This window comes from Pseudoduganella rivuli (genome assembly GCF_009674485.1).
Classification (GTDB): domain Bacteria; phylum Pseudomonadota; class Gammaproteobacteria; order Burkholderiales; family Burkholderiaceae_D; genus Rugamonas; species Rugamonas rivuli_B.
On sequence record NZ_WKJJ01000009.1, the window covers coordinates 158,172 to 176,759 of the forward strand.

The 18,588-nt window shown below is 64.0% G+C and carries 14 protein-coding genes; 3 read left to right on the forward strand and 11 right to left on the reverse strand.

Annotation, left to right across the window (positions count from 1 at the left end):
- Positions 1-189: 189 nt before the first annotated feature.
- The 10 genes from GJ700_RS15740 to polA all read right to left on the reverse strand — a co-directional run bounded on the left by GJ700_RS15740 (position 190) and on the right by polA (position 13,811).
- The gene (locus tag GJ700_RS15740; protein WP_154375462.1) at positions 190-1,122 is read right to left on the reverse strand and encodes a carbohydrate kinase family protein; all 933 of its coding nucleotides are present in this window, start codon (positions 1,120-1,122) and stop codon (positions 190-192) included.
- Positions 1,119-2,267, reverse strand: a complete 1,149-nt coding sequence (locus GJ700_RS15745; RefSeq protein WP_154375464.1) for an ABC transporter ATP-binding protein — start codon at positions 2,265-2,267, stop codon at positions 1,119-1,121. Before GJ700_RS15745 ends, GJ700_RS15740 begins: the two co-directional genes overlap by 4 nt.
- A gap of 10 nt (positions 2,268-2,277) precedes the next feature.
- Entirely contained in the window at positions 2,278-4,644 is a 2,367-nt protein-coding gene (locus GJ700_RS15750) for a GH32 C-terminal domain-containing protein (RefSeq protein ID WP_154375466.1), read from the reverse strand.
- Positions 4,645-4,708: 64 nt separating this feature from the next.
- A complete protein-coding gene (locus GJ700_RS15755) occupies positions 4,709-5,686 on the reverse strand; it encodes a family 43 glycosylhydrolase (protein ID WP_154375467.1) in 978 nt (325 codons plus the stop codon).
- A gap of 25 nt (positions 5,687-5,711) precedes the next feature.
- Positions 5,712-6,584 (reverse strand): carbohydrate ABC transporter permease, encoded by an 873-nt coding sequence (locus GJ700_RS15760; RefSeq protein ID WP_154375469.1) that lies wholly within the window; start codon positions 6,582-6,584, stop codon positions 5,712-5,714.
- Entirely contained in the window at positions 6,581-7,714 is a 1,134-nt protein-coding gene (locus GJ700_RS15765; RefSeq protein ID WP_229507030.1) for a carbohydrate ABC transporter permease, read from the reverse strand. The genes GJ700_RS15760 and GJ700_RS15765 overlap by 4 nt, the downstream gene beginning before the upstream one ends.
- Positions 7,711-9,039 carry a sugar ABC transporter substrate-binding protein gene (locus GJ700_RS15770; RefSeq protein WP_229507031.1) on the reverse strand — a complete coding sequence of 443 codons (1,329 nt, stop codon included), beginning with the start codon at positions 9,037-9,039 and terminating at the stop codon, positions 7,711-7,713. The genes GJ700_RS15765 and GJ700_RS15770 overlap by 4 nt, the downstream gene beginning before the upstream one ends.
- Positions 8,973-10,007, reverse strand: a complete 1,035-nt coding sequence (locus GJ700_RS15775; protein WP_154375471.1) for a LacI family DNA-binding transcriptional regulator — start codon at positions 10,005-10,007, stop codon at positions 8,973-8,975. Before GJ700_RS15775 ends, GJ700_RS15770 begins: the two co-directional genes overlap by 67 nt.
- A 116-nt stretch (positions 10,008-10,123) precedes the next feature.
- On the reverse strand, positions 10,124-10,876 hold the full coding sequence (locus GJ700_RS15780; protein WP_154375474.1) for a ZIP family metal transporter: 753 nt from the start codon (positions 10,874-10,876) through the stop codon (positions 10,124-10,126).
- Between the two features lie 172 nt (positions 10,877-11,048).
- Positions 11,049-13,811 (reverse strand): DNA polymerase I, encoded by a 2,763-nt coding sequence (gene polA / locus GJ700_RS15785; protein ID WP_154375476.1) that lies wholly within the window; start codon positions 13,809-13,811, stop codon positions 11,049-11,051.
- A 140-nt stretch (positions 13,812-13,951) separates the two neighbouring features.
- Here polA and GJ700_RS15790 point away from each other — a divergent pair, with 140 nt between their 5' ends.
- From GJ700_RS15790 to GJ700_RS15800, 3 genes are read left to right on the forward strand one after another with little or no spacing between them, the layout of a single operon-like run.
- Entirely contained in the window at positions 13,952-14,407 is a 456-nt protein-coding gene (locus tag GJ700_RS15790) for a hypothetical protein (RefSeq protein WP_229507032.1), read from the forward strand.
- 49 nt (positions 14,408-14,456) lie between these two features.
- On the forward strand, positions 14,457-15,413 hold the full coding sequence (locus GJ700_RS15795) for a homoserine kinase (protein WP_154375478.1): 957 nt from the start codon (positions 14,457-14,459) through the stop codon (positions 15,411-15,413).
- A 4-nt stretch (positions 15,414-15,417) separates the two neighbouring features.
- The gene (locus GJ700_RS15800) at positions 15,418-16,194 is read left to right on the forward strand and encodes a BPSS1780 family membrane protein (protein ID WP_154375480.1); all 777 of its coding nucleotides are present in this window, start codon (positions 15,418-15,420) and stop codon (positions 16,192-16,194) included.
- Between the two features lie 72 nt (positions 16,195-16,266).
- Here the strand turns inward: GJ700_RS15800 and GJ700_RS15805 are convergent, their stop codons facing one another.
- Positions 16,267-18,555, reverse strand: a complete 2,289-nt coding sequence (locus tag GJ700_RS15805; protein WP_154375482.1) for a UvrD-helicase domain-containing protein — start codon at positions 18,553-18,555, stop codon at positions 16,267-16,269.
- Positions 18,556-18,588 lie beyond the last annotated feature (33 nt).

Here is an 18,588-nt window from a genome sequence, read left to right on the forward strand (position 1 = left end):
GGCCGTCTTGCCGCACTTGTCGCAGCGGCGGCCGCCCCGCTTGCGTGCTGTTGTCGCACCCTCCTTTAATCGGCGATCCGCCCTGGCAAACGAATTGTCCATCGTTGTCATTTTTAGCTGATGTCCACCGTTGTCATGCCGGATCAATAGTAACTCAAAAAATGTCTATCGTTGTCATTCGATGCATTTTTACAACGCCACTTCATCGAAATACGGCAGGTCGGCGCCCCGGCGCGAACAGGTGATGGCGGCCGCGCGGGCGGCAAAGCACAGCAGTTCCCTCACGGCGCCGCCATCCATGGTTTCCAATGCCTGGCGCGACAGCCTGCCCGTGCGCGACAGTTGCGCCAGCAGCGCGGCCTGGAACGTGTCGCCCGCGCCGACCGTATCGACCACGTCGGCCGGCGCCGCCGGCACCTCGATGGCGGGACAGCGCCTGGTCGCGGCCAGTACGCCCTGCCCGCCGCGCGTCACCACCACCAGCGCCACGCCGGCCGCCAAGGCCTGCGCCATGAAGTCGGCGGCGGGACGGCCCGGGTACAGCGCGTGCAAATCCTCGTCGCTGATCTTGACCAGGTCGGCGCGCGCCAGCATCCATTCCAGCGCATCGCGCCACGCGGCGGTGCGCGGTTCCACCATCAGGCGCACGTTCGGGTCGTATGCCACCAGGCTGGCGCCGCGCTGCCGCTCCACCAGCGCGCGCAGCGCCGCCGCCACCGGTTCCACCACCATGCAATACGAGCCGACGTGGAGGGCCTGCACATCGCGCGGCACGCGCTCCAGGTCATCAACCCGCACCATGCGGTCGGCGCTGGCCGCGCCATGGAACGCGTAGTCCGGCGCACCGTCAGCGCCGACCGAAACCATCATCAGCGCCGTGTTTGCGGCGGGCCGCGGGGCCGCCGACAAGTCGACCCGCTCCGAAGCCAGCGCATGGTGCAGGCGCCGCCCGAACAAGTCGTGCGACAGGCCGCCGAAAAACATTGCCTTCGCCCCCAGCCGCGCCAGCCCCACCGCCACGTTGAAGGGCGAGCCGCCGATACAGGCGGACAGGCCGAACCCGGCAGCCGTGGCCTGGCCGGGAAACACATCGAACAACGCTTCACCACACACCACGATCATGACGCCACCTCCTGCTGGTTGATCACCCGGGCCGGCGCGTCGCCGTCCCGGCCATCCTGTTCATCCAATACCGCACGATCGGTTTCGATGCGGCGACCGGCCTGGTCAAACACGTGCACGCGGCCGGGCGCGGGCCGGCACGCCCATTCGCTGTCGACAGCGGGCGGCTCGCCATGGATGGCAGCCACCAGCGGCCGCTCCACGCCCGGCAGCGCCAGGTGCACATGCGATTCCGCGCCCAGCCGCTCGACCAGCGCCACCCTGCCCCGCAACGGTCCGCCCGGGTCGGCCAGCAAATGCTCGGGACGGATGCCCACGGTCACGTCCTGGCCGCGCGCGGCGACATTGCTCCATCCCGGCACGGCCAGGCCGCCGAACTGCAGACGTCCCAGCACGTCGATGGCGCCGCCTGCCAGGTTCATTTTCGGGCTGCCGATAAAGCCCGCCACGAAGGTGTTGGCCGGCGCGTCGTACAGCGCCATCGGCGCGCCGATCTGCTGCACGCCGTTGGGGCTGAGCACGACAATGCGATCGGCCAAGGTCATCGCTTCGACCTGGTCGTGCGTCACGTACACCATGGTGGCGCCCAGTTGCCGGTGCAGGCGGGCGATTTCCACGCGCATGTCGGCGCGCAGCGCCGCATCGAGGTTCGACAACGGTTCGTCGAACAAGAAAGCGCGCGGCTTGCGCACGATGGCGCGGCCGATCGCCACCCGCTGGCGCTGGCCGCCCGACAATTGCGGCGGGCGGCGCTGCAACAAATGCTCCAGTTGCAGCATGCGCGCCACATCGCGCACGGCCGGGTCGATCTCCTGCTTCGGCACGCGCGCCAGCTTCAGGCCGAACGCGATGTTTTCATACACGCTCATATGCGCATACAGCGCATAGTTCTGGAACACCATCGACAGTCCGCGCCGCGCCGGCGGCGTTTCGTTGACGCGCGCGCCGCCGATGCGGATCTCGCCGCCCGTGATCTCTTCCAGCCCCGCGATCATGCGCAGCAAAGTGGACTTGCCGCAGCCGGACGGTCCCACCAGCACGACGAATTCGCCGTCGCCGATCGCAAATGAAATGTCTTTCAGGATGTATGCGGACTCCCTGCCCGCATACGCTTTGGCGACGCCCGCCAGTTCTATCGCAGCCATGCCATTCTCCTTATTTCGCCGCCGCGCCCATGCGCCATACCTTCAGCGACAGCACACGGTCGTCGCTTGCCGCCATCAGCGCCAGGCCGGTGGCGTCCGAACGGGTCGGGTAGACGCGGCTGGTGAGGCTCTTGCGTTCGTTGACATACGCTTCCACCATCGAGCGGTCGAGGAACACCCGCAGCCGCAGCGGTGCGCCGCTCAGATCGAGCGCACCGCCCTGCACGCCGCGCGAGCGCGCCTGCGGATCGAGCGTGGTGCGCTGGCGGTCGATTTCCACGCGGCGCCGCGCCGGATCGAAGTACAGCCGGGTTTCCTCGGCGCCGTCCGGCGAGCGGCGCAATGCCAGTCCGCGCTGCTCCGCGCCGCCGCCATAGGCCAGCTCCAGTTCCACTTCCAGGATGTCGCCGCCCACGTTCGCCAGCGCGGCGGCGGCCTGCGCCGGCGTGGCGCCGCGCAAGTCCACCAGCAACGCCTGGCGCAGGCTGGCGGTTTCAGCGATCGGCGCCAGCCGCACGTCGCCATCGTCGCCCAGCCACATGGACACCGGCAGGCCGGCGTTGTGGGCCCAGCCGCTGTCCCATTCGGCCTGCGACGTGCGTTCGCCCTGCGCGATGGAAAACACGATGGTGCGCCCGGTCTTCGGGTCGACCATGCCGCTCGGACCGGAAAAATGGTTTTCGCCCAGGTCGAACACGCGCGGCGCTTCGCTGTCCGGGATAAAGCGCGCTGCAATTGGGTCGAACACGCCGGTCCAGTAATACGCCTGCGCCGCCACGTCCGTCATGAAGATATGGCGCTCGCGGCCATCCTTGCCTTTACCCAGCGGCAGCAGCACGGGCAACTCGAACGTGCGCACGAACGCCGGGTATTTGGCGGCGTCGAGGGAAAACAGCGGCCCCCGGTAAGTCCATTGCCGCAAGTCGTGCGATTCGTAGACCAGCGCCGTGCCGGTGCGTCCCGGCGCGACGGAGCCGACCAGCTGGAACCAGCGGTCGCCGTGGCGGAACACGAACGGGTCGCGGAAATCGCCCTGCTGCCCGGCGTCCGGCGTCTGCACGGTCACCGGCTGCGGCACCTTGGTCCATTCCAGCAAATCCGGATCGGCGGTGTCTTTCGGGAACGCCAGGCCGGTGCGCTCGCGCAGCTTCAGCGAGTCGTTACCGGCCGTGAAGAACAGCGCAGGCGTGCCGTCGGCCGTGTAACTGGCGCTGCCGGACCAGATGCCGTCCGGCGCCAGCGTATCGTCTTCCGGCGCCAGCGCAATCGCCACTTCACGCCAGTGCACCATGTCCGGGCTGACCCAGTGGCCCCAGTGGATCTGGTGCCAGAACGGGCCGAACGGATTTTTCTGGAAGAACAAGTGGTACTGGCCCTTGTAGTAAAACGGCGCGTGCGGTTCATTCATCCAGCCGGAATCGGGCAGCGCGTGGAATTGCGGGCGGTGGCGGTCGCCGTCGAATACCGACGCGGGCACCGTCATGTCGGCCCGCGCCGGCAGCGGGGCCTTGCCGCCGTGGCCCGCCAGGTCGGCGGCCACCGTGCGCGCAATCTCATCGCCGCCGACAGCGCCGGTATGGATGCGCACGTCGTCCATCAAGCCAAGGAAGGTATTGAGCTGGAACACGCCGGCCAGCAAGGTCGGCTGCGAATGCCGGCCCAGCGACAGCGCCGCCGCCGGCAGCACGAACGCGCCGGCCGGCGCGGCGGCATCGGCCGCCAGCTCGCCGTTCAGGTACAGCCGCACGCGGCCCGTCGCCGCGTCATAGCTGGCCGCCACGTGCGACCACGCATCCTTCGGCAGCTTGCGGTCGCGCACCCGCACGTCCTGCACGGATGTGCCGAAGCCCAGCTTGATGCCCCACGTGCCGAAGCGGTACACGCCGAACGAAAAGCCCAGTTTGGCCTGCTGGTCGAACTGGCTGGCGAACGCGGAATACTGGTCGCCGTCGCCCCATTCGAATGCGTGGGGCGCGACCCAGGCGCTGACCGTGAAGCCATTGCGCAGCGACGCCGATGGCAGGCCGGGCGCCGCCACGTCGGTGGAATAGCCGTCGAACAGCAGGCAGCCGCCCTTGATGCAGGCGCCGCGCCACAGCGGGTCGGAGGCCGGCTTGTAGCGCGCCTGGTTGAACACGTAATGCACGGGGTCGGCGCGCCCCGTCACGGTTTCCGTGGCGCTCTTGCCGCGCTGTTCGTCGAAGGCCCAGGCTGCGGCCAGTACGGGCGCCGGGGCTGCCGGCGCCGTCGTGCCGGGTGCGGACGGCGCATTCGTGGTGGCGGCGCTGCCGCAACCGGCCAAGCTGGCCATGCCCAGCGCGCCCAGCGCTGACAGCAGTGCCACGGCGCCGTGCCATGGTGTGGTTGTGTTTTTCAAAACGGTCTCCTGTGGTTATCGTACTCCGCCTTTGCCGCTGCGCGACGGCGGATGTCCATCGTTGTCATTCCAGTGTCAAAAAATCGGCGAGACGGTAGCGCCCCTGTTCCAGCACCAGCGGAAGCGGATCGCACAGGTAGCCGCCGAAGCCGCCATCGGGCGCCGTGTCGACGAACGCCATCAGGCAGTCGCCACCGGTGACGGGGTCGTGCAGGATCTTGCCCGCGTAGCGCCGGCACGGCACGTCGCCATCGAGGAATCCTTCGGCCGGCCGCCACGGTCCCAGTGGATGGTCAGCCACCAGGTAATGGGTGCCGGAGACGCCGCCGCCGTGCGCGTCGCGCATCGCCTGCGTCCAGTGTTCGCGGATATTGCAGAAGGTGCAGTACCAGCGGCCATCGCGCTCGAACACTTGCGGCACTTCCAATTGGCCATAGTGGCCACCCGCATAGACCGGTTCAGTGGCTTCCCAGTGCACCAGGTCCGCCGATACCGCGTGGCCGATCACGCCGCGTTCATATTTCGGTCCGTCGTTACGGCGCGCCGTGAAAAACATGTGGTACATGCCGTCGATCCTGTGCGGCAGCACCCACGGGTCGCGCCAGGCGCGGTCGTGCCAGCGGCCTTCCTCGTGCTCTTCATAAAAGCGCGTGTCGAGGTCCAGCGCCAGGCCGTCGCCGACGCGGCTCCACGGTCCATCGATGCTGTCGGCCACGGCATGGCCGATACGCTGGCGCACGCCGTTTTCAGCACGGCAGGTGCCAGTGTAAAACAGGTGGTAACGGCCTTCCGCGTGGATCACTGAACCGGTCCACGTGGTGTAATCGTCCCAGGCCGGGCTGGCCGACGGGCCGAACACCGTGCCCTGGTAGTCCCACTGGCGCAAGTCATCCGAGACCGCGTGGCCGATGGTGACGTTCCAGTGGCGCAGGTCGGGATTGCCGATGGCGCGGTCGGCCTGCAGGAAGAACAGGTGCTGCCTGCCGCCTTCGGCGAAATGCCAGAAGTCCCAGATGAATTTATCGTCGCGCTTGAGTGTCATGGTGTGTCATAAAGTCAGTTGAAGTTCAGCCCTTGATGCCAGACCCGGCCACCGAGGCGACGAATTGCCGCTGGAATGCCAGGAACACCGCGAGCACGGGAAGGGTGACCACGGTGGCATAGGCCATGATCTGTCCCCACGATTCGGAACGTCCGAAAAATTGCTGGATGCCCGGCTGTACCGGCCGCGCCACTTCGCCCTGCACCACCATGATGGGCCACAGGTACTGGTTCCAGGCGGCGATGAACAGCACGATGGCGGCGGTGGCGATCACCGGGCCGCTGTTGGGCAGGATGATGCGGAAGAACAGCGTCCACGGACCCGCGCCATCCATCTTGGCCGCTTCGTCCAGTTCCGGAGGAATATCCTTGAAGAACTGGTAGAACAGGAATACGCAAAACGCATTGGCCAGGAAGGGGATGATTTGCACGTGCAGGCTGTTGAACCATCCCGTGTGCATCACCAGCGCACCATTCTCGAACCCCGGCCATGGCAGGCGCGCCACCAGCGACAGCAGCGGGATCGCGATCACTTCCAGCGGCACGATCATCAATCCCACCACGAAGGCCAGCACGGCCTGGCGGCCGCGCCAGCGCATGCGGCACAGCGCAAACGCCAGCATGCTGTTGAGCAGAATGCCGCCCGCCACGATGCAGGCCGAAACTATGGTGGAGTTCAGCAGGAAGCCGGGCAAGTCGCTCTTGTCGAAAATCGCGCGGTAATGGTCGAACGACCAGCCGGCGGACGGCACATACGACGACCAGTGCGCCAGCCCGCTGAAGATCGCCGCTTCCGGCTTGAACGACGACAGCACCATGAACAGCAGCGGCGCCGCGAACAGCACGCCGGCCGCCGCCATCGCGGCCAGCAATACGCCCTTGCGCAGGAATTGATTCATTTTGCTCCTCCTTTCGCCGCGACCATGCGCTGCAGCGCGGATAGCGCCAGCACCAGGCCGAAGAACACCAGCGCGATGGTCGAGCCGTAGCCGATGTCCTGTTCACGGAAGCCGGTGCGCACCGAGTGGTACACCACGGTGGTGGTGGAATCGAGCGGTCCGCCGCTGGTCATCACGTCGACCTGCGTGAACAGACCGAACGCCAGCAGCGCGGTCGACACCAGCACGAACACGATGGTGTTGCGCAAGCCAGGCAAGGTCACGTGCACGAAACGCTGCCATGCGTTCGCTCCCATCAGGGTGGCCGCTTCATATTGCTCGTGCGGGATCGATTGCAGGCCCGCCAGGAACACCAGCATCTGGAAGCCCATGCCCTGCCAAGCCGACATCACCGCAATGGCGGGCAGCGCGAACAGGCTGTCGCCCAGCCAGTCCGGGCCCGTGTTCGGGTCGCCCGACAGCGCGCGCAGCACTTCGTTGACCAGGCCGCGGTCGGTATTGAGCATGATCGACCAGACGATCGACGCCACCACCATCGACGTCACCACCGGCGCGAAATACACGGTGCGGAAAAAGATGCGGCCACGGATCTTCTGGTTCACCAGCAGCGCCATGCCCAGCGCGCTGCCGCACTGCAGCGGCAACACCAGCAGCGCAAACAGGAAGGTATTGATCAGCGAGCGGTAGAACTGCGGGTCGGTGGCCGCCAGCACCAGCCGGCGTTCGCCCAGGCGCAGGTGGAATGCTTCACGGTAGCCGCCCAGTTCCGGGTGCGCCTGGCGCACCTGGCGCCACGTCGGGAAGCGCAGGCCGTCCTGGTCACGCAGCGCGGCGCCGCCGCTGCCGCGCAACGCGTCGACCGTCACCACGTCGACCGACAGCAGGCGCCGGTAATTTTCCAGGCCGACGAACTGCGTCGGTTCCGGCGACATCAGCCGGTGGTTGGTGAAGGTCGCGCACAGCGCCAGCAACAGCGGCAGCACGATGAAGGCGGCAAACAGCAGCAGCGCCGGCCCGGCAAAGGCCGCCACCGCGAACGGGCTGTCCTGGTCCAGGCCAGCCTTGCGGCCGCGCTGCGGCGGCGGGGCCGGCAAGGCAGCGCCGGCTTCGGTCATGGTCAGTGTGTTCATTGGCTGGCGACCTCCTTGCGCGCGCCGAAACCGTATCCATGGTTGCGGGCGATGTTGCGTTCGATGGCTTCCACCGCCTCGTCCAGCGCTTCGGCGGCGTCCTTGCCGCTGCGCAGGTCCGACATGGTTTTTTCAAAGGCGGCGGAAATGGCCGGGTAGGCCGGCGTGGCGGGACGCGGCGTGGCATAGCGGGCGGCGAAGTCGAAATAAATGCGCCAGTCGCCGCCGGGGCGGTAATGTTCGGTCAGCGCGGCGGCTTCCTCGCTGACGGGAATCAGGCCGGTGGCGCGCGACATGGCCGCCATTTCCGCCGGCGAGATCAGGAAGTCGACGAACGCCGCCGCGCCCTGCGGCGCCGGGCAATTGCGCGTGACCGCCCATTGCCACGAAGCGGCGCCCGCCTTGGGCCCTGCGCCGAAGTCGGGCGGCGGCATCGCGACCAGGTCGTCGCCAAAGCGCGCCGCATATTCGCGCGCCTTCCACGACCCGGTATATTGGAGCAGCGAGCGGCCCTGTTCGAAACCGCGCTCGTCGGCCGGATTGCGTTCGGCCAGCTTTTCCTTGAACAGGCGGCTGTAATAGCGCGCCACGCCCAGCGCGGCGGGGCTGTTCAAGACGCCATCGACGCGCAGGTAACCGGTGCGGTCGATCAGATCGGCGCCCGCGCTTTGCAACCATGGCGAAAAGCCGTAGCTGACCCATTCGCCCTTGGCGCGGCCATTCAAGTCCAGCGGAAAGCGGAAGCGCTTCGACGCCTTGGCCCGCTGCAGGATGGCGTGCAACTCTTCCGCCGTATAAGGCTGGTCAACCGTGGCGATGCGCACGCCGAGCGCCTGCAATTGCGAGCGGCGCGCGTACAGCAGCAATACCACGTCGAACTGGCCGACGCTGTACAGTTTCTCTTTATAGGTGCCCTTCCCGCCCGGCATCAGGCGCGCCACGGAGGCGCGCGGCAACAAGCCGTCGAGCGGCTGCACGTGGCCGGCCCACGCGAAATTCGGCACCGTGGGCTGGTCGATCGCCACCACGCACGGCAGTTGGCCAACCATGGACGCGGCCGTGATGGCTTCCGTGTACGAGCCTTGCGGGATCGCCTGCACCGTCACTTTCCATTTGTCCTGCGACCGGTTGAAGCGTTCCACCATGGCTTTGCTGGCGGCCATTTCCGCGTCGCCCGTGTCATGGCGCCACACGGTCACTTCCTGTGGCGCCGCCATGGCCTGGGCGGCGGCCAGCGCCAGCAGCGCGGCGGCGGCCTTCATGGCTTGCGCCGCGTAGCGGCCTTCGGCGGTGCGGCCACGGTGCCGCGCATCACCGGCAGGCATGGCACGCGGATGGTGGCGGCCGGCGCCGGCTCGCCGCAAAACGCGTGGCGCGCCGCCAATTCTCCCATTTCGCGGTACGGCAGCGCGACCGTGGTCAACCCCGGGTCCAGCGCTTCGGAAATCAGGCGGAAATCGTCGAAGCCGACCACGGAAACGTCGTCCGGCACACGCAGGCCGCGCCGCTGCAGGATGAAGATCACGCGCATGGCCATCTTGTCGTTACCGCACAGGATGGCGGTGGGCTGCTCCGGCTGCGCGAACAGACGGTCGATGGCGTCGCTCAATTGGGAAAACTCGCCACCTTCGCCCGGCATGGCGCCGTGCAGCAGCCATTGCCCGTTCGGCGTGACGCCGAACTCCGCCATCGCGCGATGGAAACCTTGCAGGCGCAACTTGGTCGCCACCATGCCTTCGATCAGTTGCAGGAACGCGATCTTGCGGTGCCCCGCTTCCAGCACGATGCGCGCGGCCGCACGACCGCCCTCCTCGTCATCCGGCACCAGTTGCGGATAACGCGCCGTGGTTTCAAAGCAGTTGGCCAGCACGGTGGGCGTGCTGCCCAGCATGTGCTCGAGCGTGACGGCGCGGTGAAACGGCGTGGCGAACATGATGGCTTCCACGCGCCGTTCGCGCATGTCGGCCACCAGCCGGTCCGCCACGCTGGCCAGGCCGCCGGTTTCGCCGATGATCAGCATCTTGCCGTTCTGTTCGCAGACAGCGTGAATGCCCTTGATGATTTCCGATGAATCCGGGGTGGTGGTCAGGCGTTCGGCAATCACCGCCACCAGTCCGGTGGGACGGCCGCGCAGCATGCGCGCCGCCGCCGATGGCGCAAAATCCAGCGCCTGCATGGCTTGCTCGATGCGCAGGCGCGTCTTTTCCGACACCGAGCTGGCGTCGTTCAGTACCCGCGACACGGTTTTAATCGACACGCCGGCTTTTTCAGCCACGTCATGTATGGTCGACACTGCATCTCCTTTGTTGTTGCTGGCGGAACATTTCTCAAAATGTCCAACGTTGTCATTATTGTGTGACGATATTAGACACTTCTGATTCCGGGGTCAACGGGGAAGGTTAAAAATATTTAATGACGGTGTGCCGTCAGGAACAGCACGATGCAGACACCCAGCGCAATCAGCAGCACCTGCGGTATGGTTTCCTGCAGCGTCGCGCGCCGCTGCATTTGCGGCATCAGGTCGCTGACGGCAATATAAATGAAGCCGGACGATGCGAACACCAGCACGTACGGGATCATGCCGCTGGCCTTGTCCAGCGTGTAGTAACCGAGCAAGCCGCCCGCCACCGCCAGCAAGCTGCACAGAAGGTTGTAGATATAGGCGCGGGTACGGGAAAAGCCCGCATTCAGCAGCACGATGAAGTCGCCGATTTCCTGCGGGATTTCATGGGCAATGATGGCCACGCCCGTCACGATGCCCAGGCCCGGATCGGCCAGGAAAGCCGCCGCGATCAGGATGCCGTCCGTGAAGTTGTGCATGCCGTCGCCGACCAGGATCATCCAGCCCGCCTTGCCCGCTTCGCGCTTGTCGTGGCCATGCGAATGGTGGTGGCCGTCGCCTTCGTGATGGTGCGAATGGCGCAGGATCGCCAGCTTTTCCAGCATGAAGAACGCCAGCAAGCCGCCCAGCAGCGTTGCAAACAAGGTGCGCGGATCGGCCCCGGATTCAAACGCTTCCGGCAAGGCGTGCAGCAATGACGTCGACAGCATGATGCCGACTGACAGGCTGACCATGCGTTCCACCACCTTGGCCAGCAAGGTAAAGGAAAACACCGCCGCCGCCGTCAGGCTGATGACGCCGCCGATCGTGGTAGCCAGCAGGATGGAAATGAGTGTGGAATCGATTTTGAAACCTCGTGCGCACGGTGTGCATCACATGCAAACCGGACATTGTAACGGTGGCAGCGGATTTTTGCCTGGGCCCGCCGCATGAATCATGGCCAACAGCGCATACTCCGTAGGGCGGCTCGCTACCCCCGATCCGCCCTACGAATTAATGCGCTTCGTCCCAGTTCTTGCCGACGCCGACTTCCGCCAGCAACGGCACCTTCAACTGCGCCACACCCGCCATCAATTCCGGCACCTTGCGCTTGACCAGTTCCAGCTCATCGTCCGGCACTTCCAGCACCAGTTCGTCGTGCACCTGCATGATCATCTTGGTTTTCAGGCCATCTTTTTCCAGCCAGTCCTGCACCGCGACCATGGCCAGCTTGATCAGGTCGGCGGCCGTGCCCTGCATCGGCGCATTGATTGCCGCCCGTTCCGCCGCCTGGCGGCGCGGGCCGTTCGGCGAATTGATTTCGGGCAGCCACAGGCGGCGGCCAAACACGGTTTCCACATAGCCGCGCGCCTTGGCCTGCACGCGCGTATCGTCCATATAGTGCTTCACGCCGGCGAAGCGGGCGAAATAGCGGTCGATGTAATTCTGCGCGGCGGCGCGCTCGATCCCCAGGTTCGACGCCAGGCCGAATGCGCTCATGCCATAAATCAGGCCGAAGTTGATCACCTTGGCGTAACGGCGCTGTTCGCTCGTCACATCGGCCGGGGCCACGCCAAAGATTTCCGCTGCCGTCGCACGGTGAATGTCTTCGCCTTCCGCGAACGCCTTCAGCATGTTTTCATCGCCCGAAATGTGGGCCATGATGCGCAACTCGATTTGCGAATAGTCGGCCGACACGATGTGATGGCCCGGCGGTGCAATGAACGCTTCGCGGATGCGGCGCCCTTCCGCCGTGCGGATCGGGATGTTTTGCAGGTTCGGGTCGTTGGACGCCAGGCGCCCCGTCACGGCCACCGCCTGCGCATAGTTGGTATGCACGCGGCCCGTGTCGCGGTTGATCATATTGGGCAGCTTGTCCGTGTAAGTCGACTTCAGCTTGGCCATGCCACGGTATTCCAGCAGCACTTTCGGCAGCGGGTAATCTTCGGCCAGCTTTTGCAGCACTTCCTCGTCCGTCGACGGCGCGCCGCTCGGCGTCTTTTTCACCACCGGCAGCTTCAGCTTGTCAAAGAAGATTTCACCGATCTGCTTGGGCGAACCCAGGTTGAACGGCTGCTCCGCCAGTTCATGGGCTTTCTTTTCCAGTTCCAGGATGCGCGCGCCCAGTTCATTGGACTGGGTTTTCAGCAGCGCCGCATCGATCAGCACGCCGTTGCGCTCGATCTTTTGCAGCACGATCGCCGTCGGCAATTCGATGGTTTCGTAGATCCGCTTGAGGTTTTCATCTTCGTGCACGGTGCCGTGCATGGCCAGGTGCAGGCGCAACGTGATGTCCGCGTCTTCCGCCGCATATTCGGTGGCGCGGCCGATTTCCACCTGGTCGAACGTGATCTGGTTCGCGCCCTTGCCGCACACGTCGACAAACGGAATCGTCGTGTGGTTCAGGTGACGCAGCGCCAGGCTGTCCATGTCGTGCGGGCGGTGCGATTCAAAGACGTACGATTGCAGCAGCGTGTCGTGCACGATGCCTTGCAGCCGGACGCCGTGGTTGGCAAAGATATGGCTGTCGTACTTGAGGTTTTGGCCGACCTTGTGTTTGGCGGGATTTTCCAGCCACGGCTTCAGGCGCTCCAGCACGTAGCCGCGCTCCAGCTGCTGCGGCACGCCTTGGTAGCTGTGCGCCACCGGGATATAGCACGCCAGGCCCGGCTCCGTGGCCAGCGAAATACCCACCATTTGCGCCGTCATCGGTTCCAGCGACGTGGTTTCCGTATCGACCGCCGTCAGTTCGGCCTGCTCGATCTTCGCGATCCACTGGTCCAGCTGCGCTTCCGTCAGCACGGTTTCATAGTGCACGCTGGCCGGCGCACTGATGGCGCCGAACAGGTCTCCCGTGGCCGGACCGGCCGCCGGCATGGCAGCGGCGGCTTTTTCCGTGGCGGCGGCCGACGGCGCCAGGCCGCCCAACTCGCGCAGCAGGGTCTTGAAGCCGTACGTGGTGAAGAACGTCAGCAGCGCTTCCTTGTCTTCGCCCTTGGCCACCAGAGATTCCGAAATCGACATCATGTGCGCGGACAAATCGCAATCGGTCTTCACGGTGATCAGTTCGCGGCCCTTCGGCAGCCATGGCAAGGCGGTGCGCAGGTTTTCACCGACGGCGCCCGTGACTTTATCGGCATTGGCGATGATGCCGTCCAGCGTGCCATATTGCGTCAGCCATTTGACGGCGGTTTTCGGGCCGCACTTGTTCACACCGGGCACGTTGTCGACCGTGTCGCCAATCAGCGTCAGGTAATCGATGATCAAATTCGGCGGCACGCCGAATTTGGCCAGCACGCCCGCTTCATCAAGCTTTTCATTGGTCATCGTATTGATCAGGGTGACGCGGTTGTTGACCAGTTGCGCCAGGTCCTTGTCGCCGGTGGAAACGATGACGTCCATGTCGGCTTTGACCGCCTCGACCGACAGCGTGCCGATCACGTCGTCCGCTTCCACGCCATCCACCATCAGGATCGGCCAGCCCATGGCGCGCACGGCTTCATGGATCGGTTCGATCTGCTGGCGCAAGTCGTCCGGCATCGGCGGACGATGCGCCTTGTATTCGGGATACAGGTCGTCGCGGAAGGTTTTGCCTTTGGCGTCGAAAACACAGGCAATGTATGCGGCAGGGAAGTCGGCGCGCAGGCGGCGCAGCATGTTGACCATGCCGTGCATGGCGCCGGTCGGATAACCGTTCGGGCCGCGCAAGTCGGGCAGCGCGTGAAAAGCGCGATAAAGGTAACTGGAACCGTCAACCAGCAGCAGGGTCTTTTGCATAAAAGCCAACACAGTGAAGATGAATCTCCCATTATCGCAGAACTGCCGGGGGCCTTGGTATGCAACACAAGCTTTCTGCGAAGGCAATTTCCAACCGGGAAAGCCGGGTTTTAAAACAGACATGGTAGTGGTTTGTTACAATGGAAAGGCAAGCAACCGCCTGCACAACCGACTTAGGCGATATCACCATGCGACTTTCCACAATCTGGCCAGTTCTCATCCTCGCCCTGAGCAATGCGGCATGGGCTCAGACTCAGGCTCCGGCGCCATCCGCCGCCCCTCCCAAGCTCGACAAAATCGACGAAATTGATACACCCATCACGGTCAGCGACAAGCCGAAAGAAAAATCGGTCAATGAAAAACGCGACAACAGCGGCCGCGTGACGGAAGCGAAAATCAAAAGCGGGCCGTCGACGTACACCGTGAAACCCAAGAACACCAGCACCAGCACGGCGCTGCCTGGCGATGCCGCCGGCATGGCGAACCGCGGCCCCCAGTGGACGGTGATGGAATTTGATCTCGGCAAGAAAAAGACCAAGCAGAAGGAAGACGAAGCGGAAGACAATGTCCCGCCGCCTCCCCCACCCAAACGCTGACCTTGCCTTCCTATTAATTTTTTACCAGCTATCACAGCTCCGCTTTCTCATGGCAGTTTTTACCCCGGTCAGCCTGGACGATGTCGGCCAGTGGATCACGCAATTCCCCCTCGGCAAGCCGGTCGCGATCAAAGGCATCGCTTCCGGTATCGAGAACAGCAATTTCTTCCTGACGACCGAGAGCGGCGAATACGTCCTCACGATTTTCGAGAACCTGTCGTTCGAACAATTGCCGTTTTATTTGAACCTGATGCGCCATCTGGCCGAGCGCGGCGTCGCCGTGCCGGCCCCGATTCCCAACGACAAGGGTGAACTGGTGGTGGCCTTGCGCGGCAAACCGGCTTCCATCGTCACCAAGCTGGTGGGCAGTTCGCAACTGTCGCCGCAACCCGTGCATTGCGCGGAAGTGGGCGCCATGCTGGCAAAAATGCACATGGCGGGCGCCGATTACCCCGCTTACCAGCCGAATTTGCGTGGCCTGGACTGGTGGCACTGGGCGGCGCCGCAAGTACTGCCGTTCATGCCGGCCGAGACCGCGACCCTGCTGCGCGATGAAATCCAGTTGCAGGACAGTTTTGCCAAATCCGATATCTACAAGAAATTGCAGCAGGGCCCGGTGCATGCCGACCTGTTCCGCAACAATGTGATGTTCGACGGTGAAAAACTGACGGGCTTCTTCGACTTTTATTTCGCCGGCTGCGATACGTGGCTGTTCGACGTGGCGGTGACCGTCAACGACTGGTGCATCGACCTCGACACGGGCATCCTGGACACGGCCCGCGTGCGCGCCATGCTGGACGCCTACCACGCGGTGCGGCCATTCACGGCTGCCGAACAGCAATCGTGGCAAACCATGCTGCGCGCCGGCGCGTTGCGCTTCTGGCTGTCCCGTTTGTACGACCTGCATTTGCCGCGCGAAGCGGAAATGCTGACGCCGCACGATCCGACGCATTTTGAACGCATCCTGCGCGAGCGCATCGCCGTCGCAGCACCTGCCCTGTATTAAAGCAATGAACAAACTCCCCGCAAGCACCGGCTGGCTGTGGATCAAACAAGGCTTTGCCCTGTTCATGAAACAGCCGGCCGGCCTGACCATGCTGGTCATCGCCTATTCCTTCCTGATGCAGTTGCTCAGCATCATTCCCTGGGTGGGGCCGGTGGCGGCCATGCTCCTGACGCCCGTGTTCTGCATCGGCTTCATGCGGGCATACCAGGGCGTGGAAAGGCAGCAGCGCGTGACGCTGACCGTGCTGTTCGACGGCTTCCGCTCGCCCGCATTGCCACGGCTGATCACGCTGGGAGCGCTGTACCTGGCAGCCATGGCGGTCATGATGGGCATCTTTGCGCTGAACATGGGCGATGTCGCGGTGCAAGTCCAGAAACAGCAGATGACGCCGGAAGCGGCGCTCAAGCAAGTCAATTTCGGCGCGTTGCTATTCTGGCTGCTGGTGATCGGCGTGCCCGCGGGCATGGCTTACCTGCTGTCGCCCATGCTGATTTACTGGCAGCAGATGAAAGTGGGCAAGGCGCTGTTCTACAGCTTCTTCACGATCTGGCGCAGCTTGCGCGCCTATCTCGCGTTCCAGCTGTGCTGGGTCATGATCTTCATGCTCGTGGTGCAAATATTGGCCATGATTTTCGGACCGTCCACCACGCAATTGCTGGTGCGCGCCCTGCTGTTCCCCGTGGCGCTGGTGCTGTACCAGTGCGCGTCGTATGCATGCTACAAGCACTTCTTTGGCGCACCGTCGGACGAGCCGGTGGCGTCTGAAAAGACTGCTGACTGACTATACCGGCTGGCATGCAGTGGCGGCTTCGCTGGCGCGAAACCGCCCTACGACATTAGCCCGCCGGCTGATCTAACGTCCCAGCTTTTCCAGCTTGGCCACGGATAAATCCAGCACCTTCATACCGTGGCTGCCGAAATTGATTTGCGCGCGGCAGTTGTCGCCGCTGCCTTCCAGGTTGACGATCACGCCTTCGCCGAAGCGGCTGTGCGATACCGCTTCGCCGATACGCCAGCCGGACGATTTTTGCGCGACGCGCTGTGTCAGCGCCTTGTCCGCGCCAAACGTCAGCGGCGCATCGTCCCAGGCAGACTTGCGGTTGCCGAACCACTGCGCCTGCACACGGGGCGACAGCCATTTCAGTGACTCTTCCGGCAACTCATCGAAGAAGCGCGAACGCACGTTGTAGCGGGTCTGGCCGTGCAACATGCGGGTCTGTGAAAACACCATGTACAGCCGCTTGCGGGCGCGCGTGATCGCCACGTACATCAGGCGGCGCTCTTCTTCCACGCCATCGTTTTCCTTGGAACTGCTTTCGTGCGGGAACAAGCCTTCTTCCAGGCCCGCGATGAACACGTTGTCGAATTCCAGGCCCTTGGCCGAGTGCACCGTCATCAATTGCATCGCATCCTGGCCCGCCTGCGCCTGGTTATCGCCCGCCTCCAGCGACGCGTGCGACAGGAAGGCGGACAGCGGCGACATCACGGTCGACAGTGGCGCATCGGCGTCGAGGATTTCCAGCCCGTCCGCATTGACGATGGCCTGGCCGGCCTGCGCATCGGAACGCGGGCCCAGGTGCGCCGGCGCGTCCTGGCCATAGCCTTCTTCTGACACGAATTGTTTGGCCGCGTTGACCATCTGCTCCAGGTTTTCGATGCGGTCCGCGCCTTCTTTCTCGGTCGCGTAATGGGCCAGCAAGCCGCTGGCGTCCAGCACCACGCGCACCAGTTCCGGCAACGCGAATTGCTGCGTTTCGAAACGGGCGCCTTCGATCAGTTTCACGAACGAACCCAGCGACGCTCCCGCCTTGCCCGTCATGTACGGCACGGCCGCATACAGCGAAATGCCGTATTGCGTGGCCGCGTTTTGCAGCAGTTCGATGGTGCGTACGCCGATGCCGCGCGCGGGGAAGTTCACCACGCGCAGGAACGCCGAATCGTTGTGCGGGTTGTCCATCAATTGCAGGTAAGCGATCGCGTGCTTGACCTCGGCGCGCTGGAAGTAGCGCAAGCCGCCATAGACGGTGTACGGAATGCCGGCCGAGAACAGCGCATGTTCGATCACGCGCGATTGCGCGTTCGAACGGTACAGCACGGCGATTTCACTGCGCTTGACGCCTTCGTTGATCAGGTTTTTCGATTCCTCGATGATCCACTGCGCTTCCTGCAAATCCGACGTGGCTTCATACACGCGCACCGGCTCGCCCTGCCCCGCATCGGTACGCAAGTTCTTGCCCAGGCGGCGGCTATTGTTCGAGATCAGGATATTGGCCGCATCGAGGATGTGGCCGTGCGAGCGGTAATTCTGTTCCAGCTTGATCAGGTTCTGGACGCGGAATTCCGTTTCAAATGCGCGCATGTTGCCGACATTGGCGCCACGGAAGGCGTAGATACTCTGGTCATCGTCGCCCACGGCAAACACGGCGCTGGCGCCCTGGCCGGACATCAGTTTCAGCCACTTGTATTGCAAGTCGTTCGTATCCTGGAACTCGTCGACCAGGATGTGGCGGAAGCGCTGCTGGTAATGTTCGCGCAGCGGCTGGTTGCGCGACAGCAGTTCATACGTGCGCAACAGCAGTTCGGCAAAATCCACCACGCCTTCGCGCTGGCACTGTTCGTCATACAGTTCGTACAACTCGATCATCTTGCGCTCGTTGGCGTCGAACGCTTCCATCTGCGCGGCACGGACTCCGGCATCCTTCGCGTTGTTGATGAAGTACATCACGTTCTTCGCGGGGAATTTGTCGTCATCGACATTGAACGCTTTCAGCAAGCGCTTGATCGCCGATAACTGGTCTTGCGTGTCGAGAATCTGGAACGTCTGCGGCAGCGCGGCATCCTTGTAATGGGTACGCAGCAAGCGGTTGCACAACCCGTGGAACGTACCGATCCACATGCCCCGTGTATTAATCGGCAACATCGCGGACAGGCGCGCCAGCATTTCCTTGGCGGCCTTGTTGGTGAAGGTCACGGCCAGGATGCCGGACGGCGAAATCTGCCCGGTCTGGATCAGCCATGCGATGCGCGTGGTCAGCACGCGGGTTTTACCGGAACCGGCGCCTGCGAGGATCAGCGCGCTTTGCGCGGGCAGTGTGACGGCGGCAAGTTGTTCGGGATTGAGGTTGTGGAGAAGATTTTGCATCCCGTGATTATACCGGGCGCGGATGGCCGGATG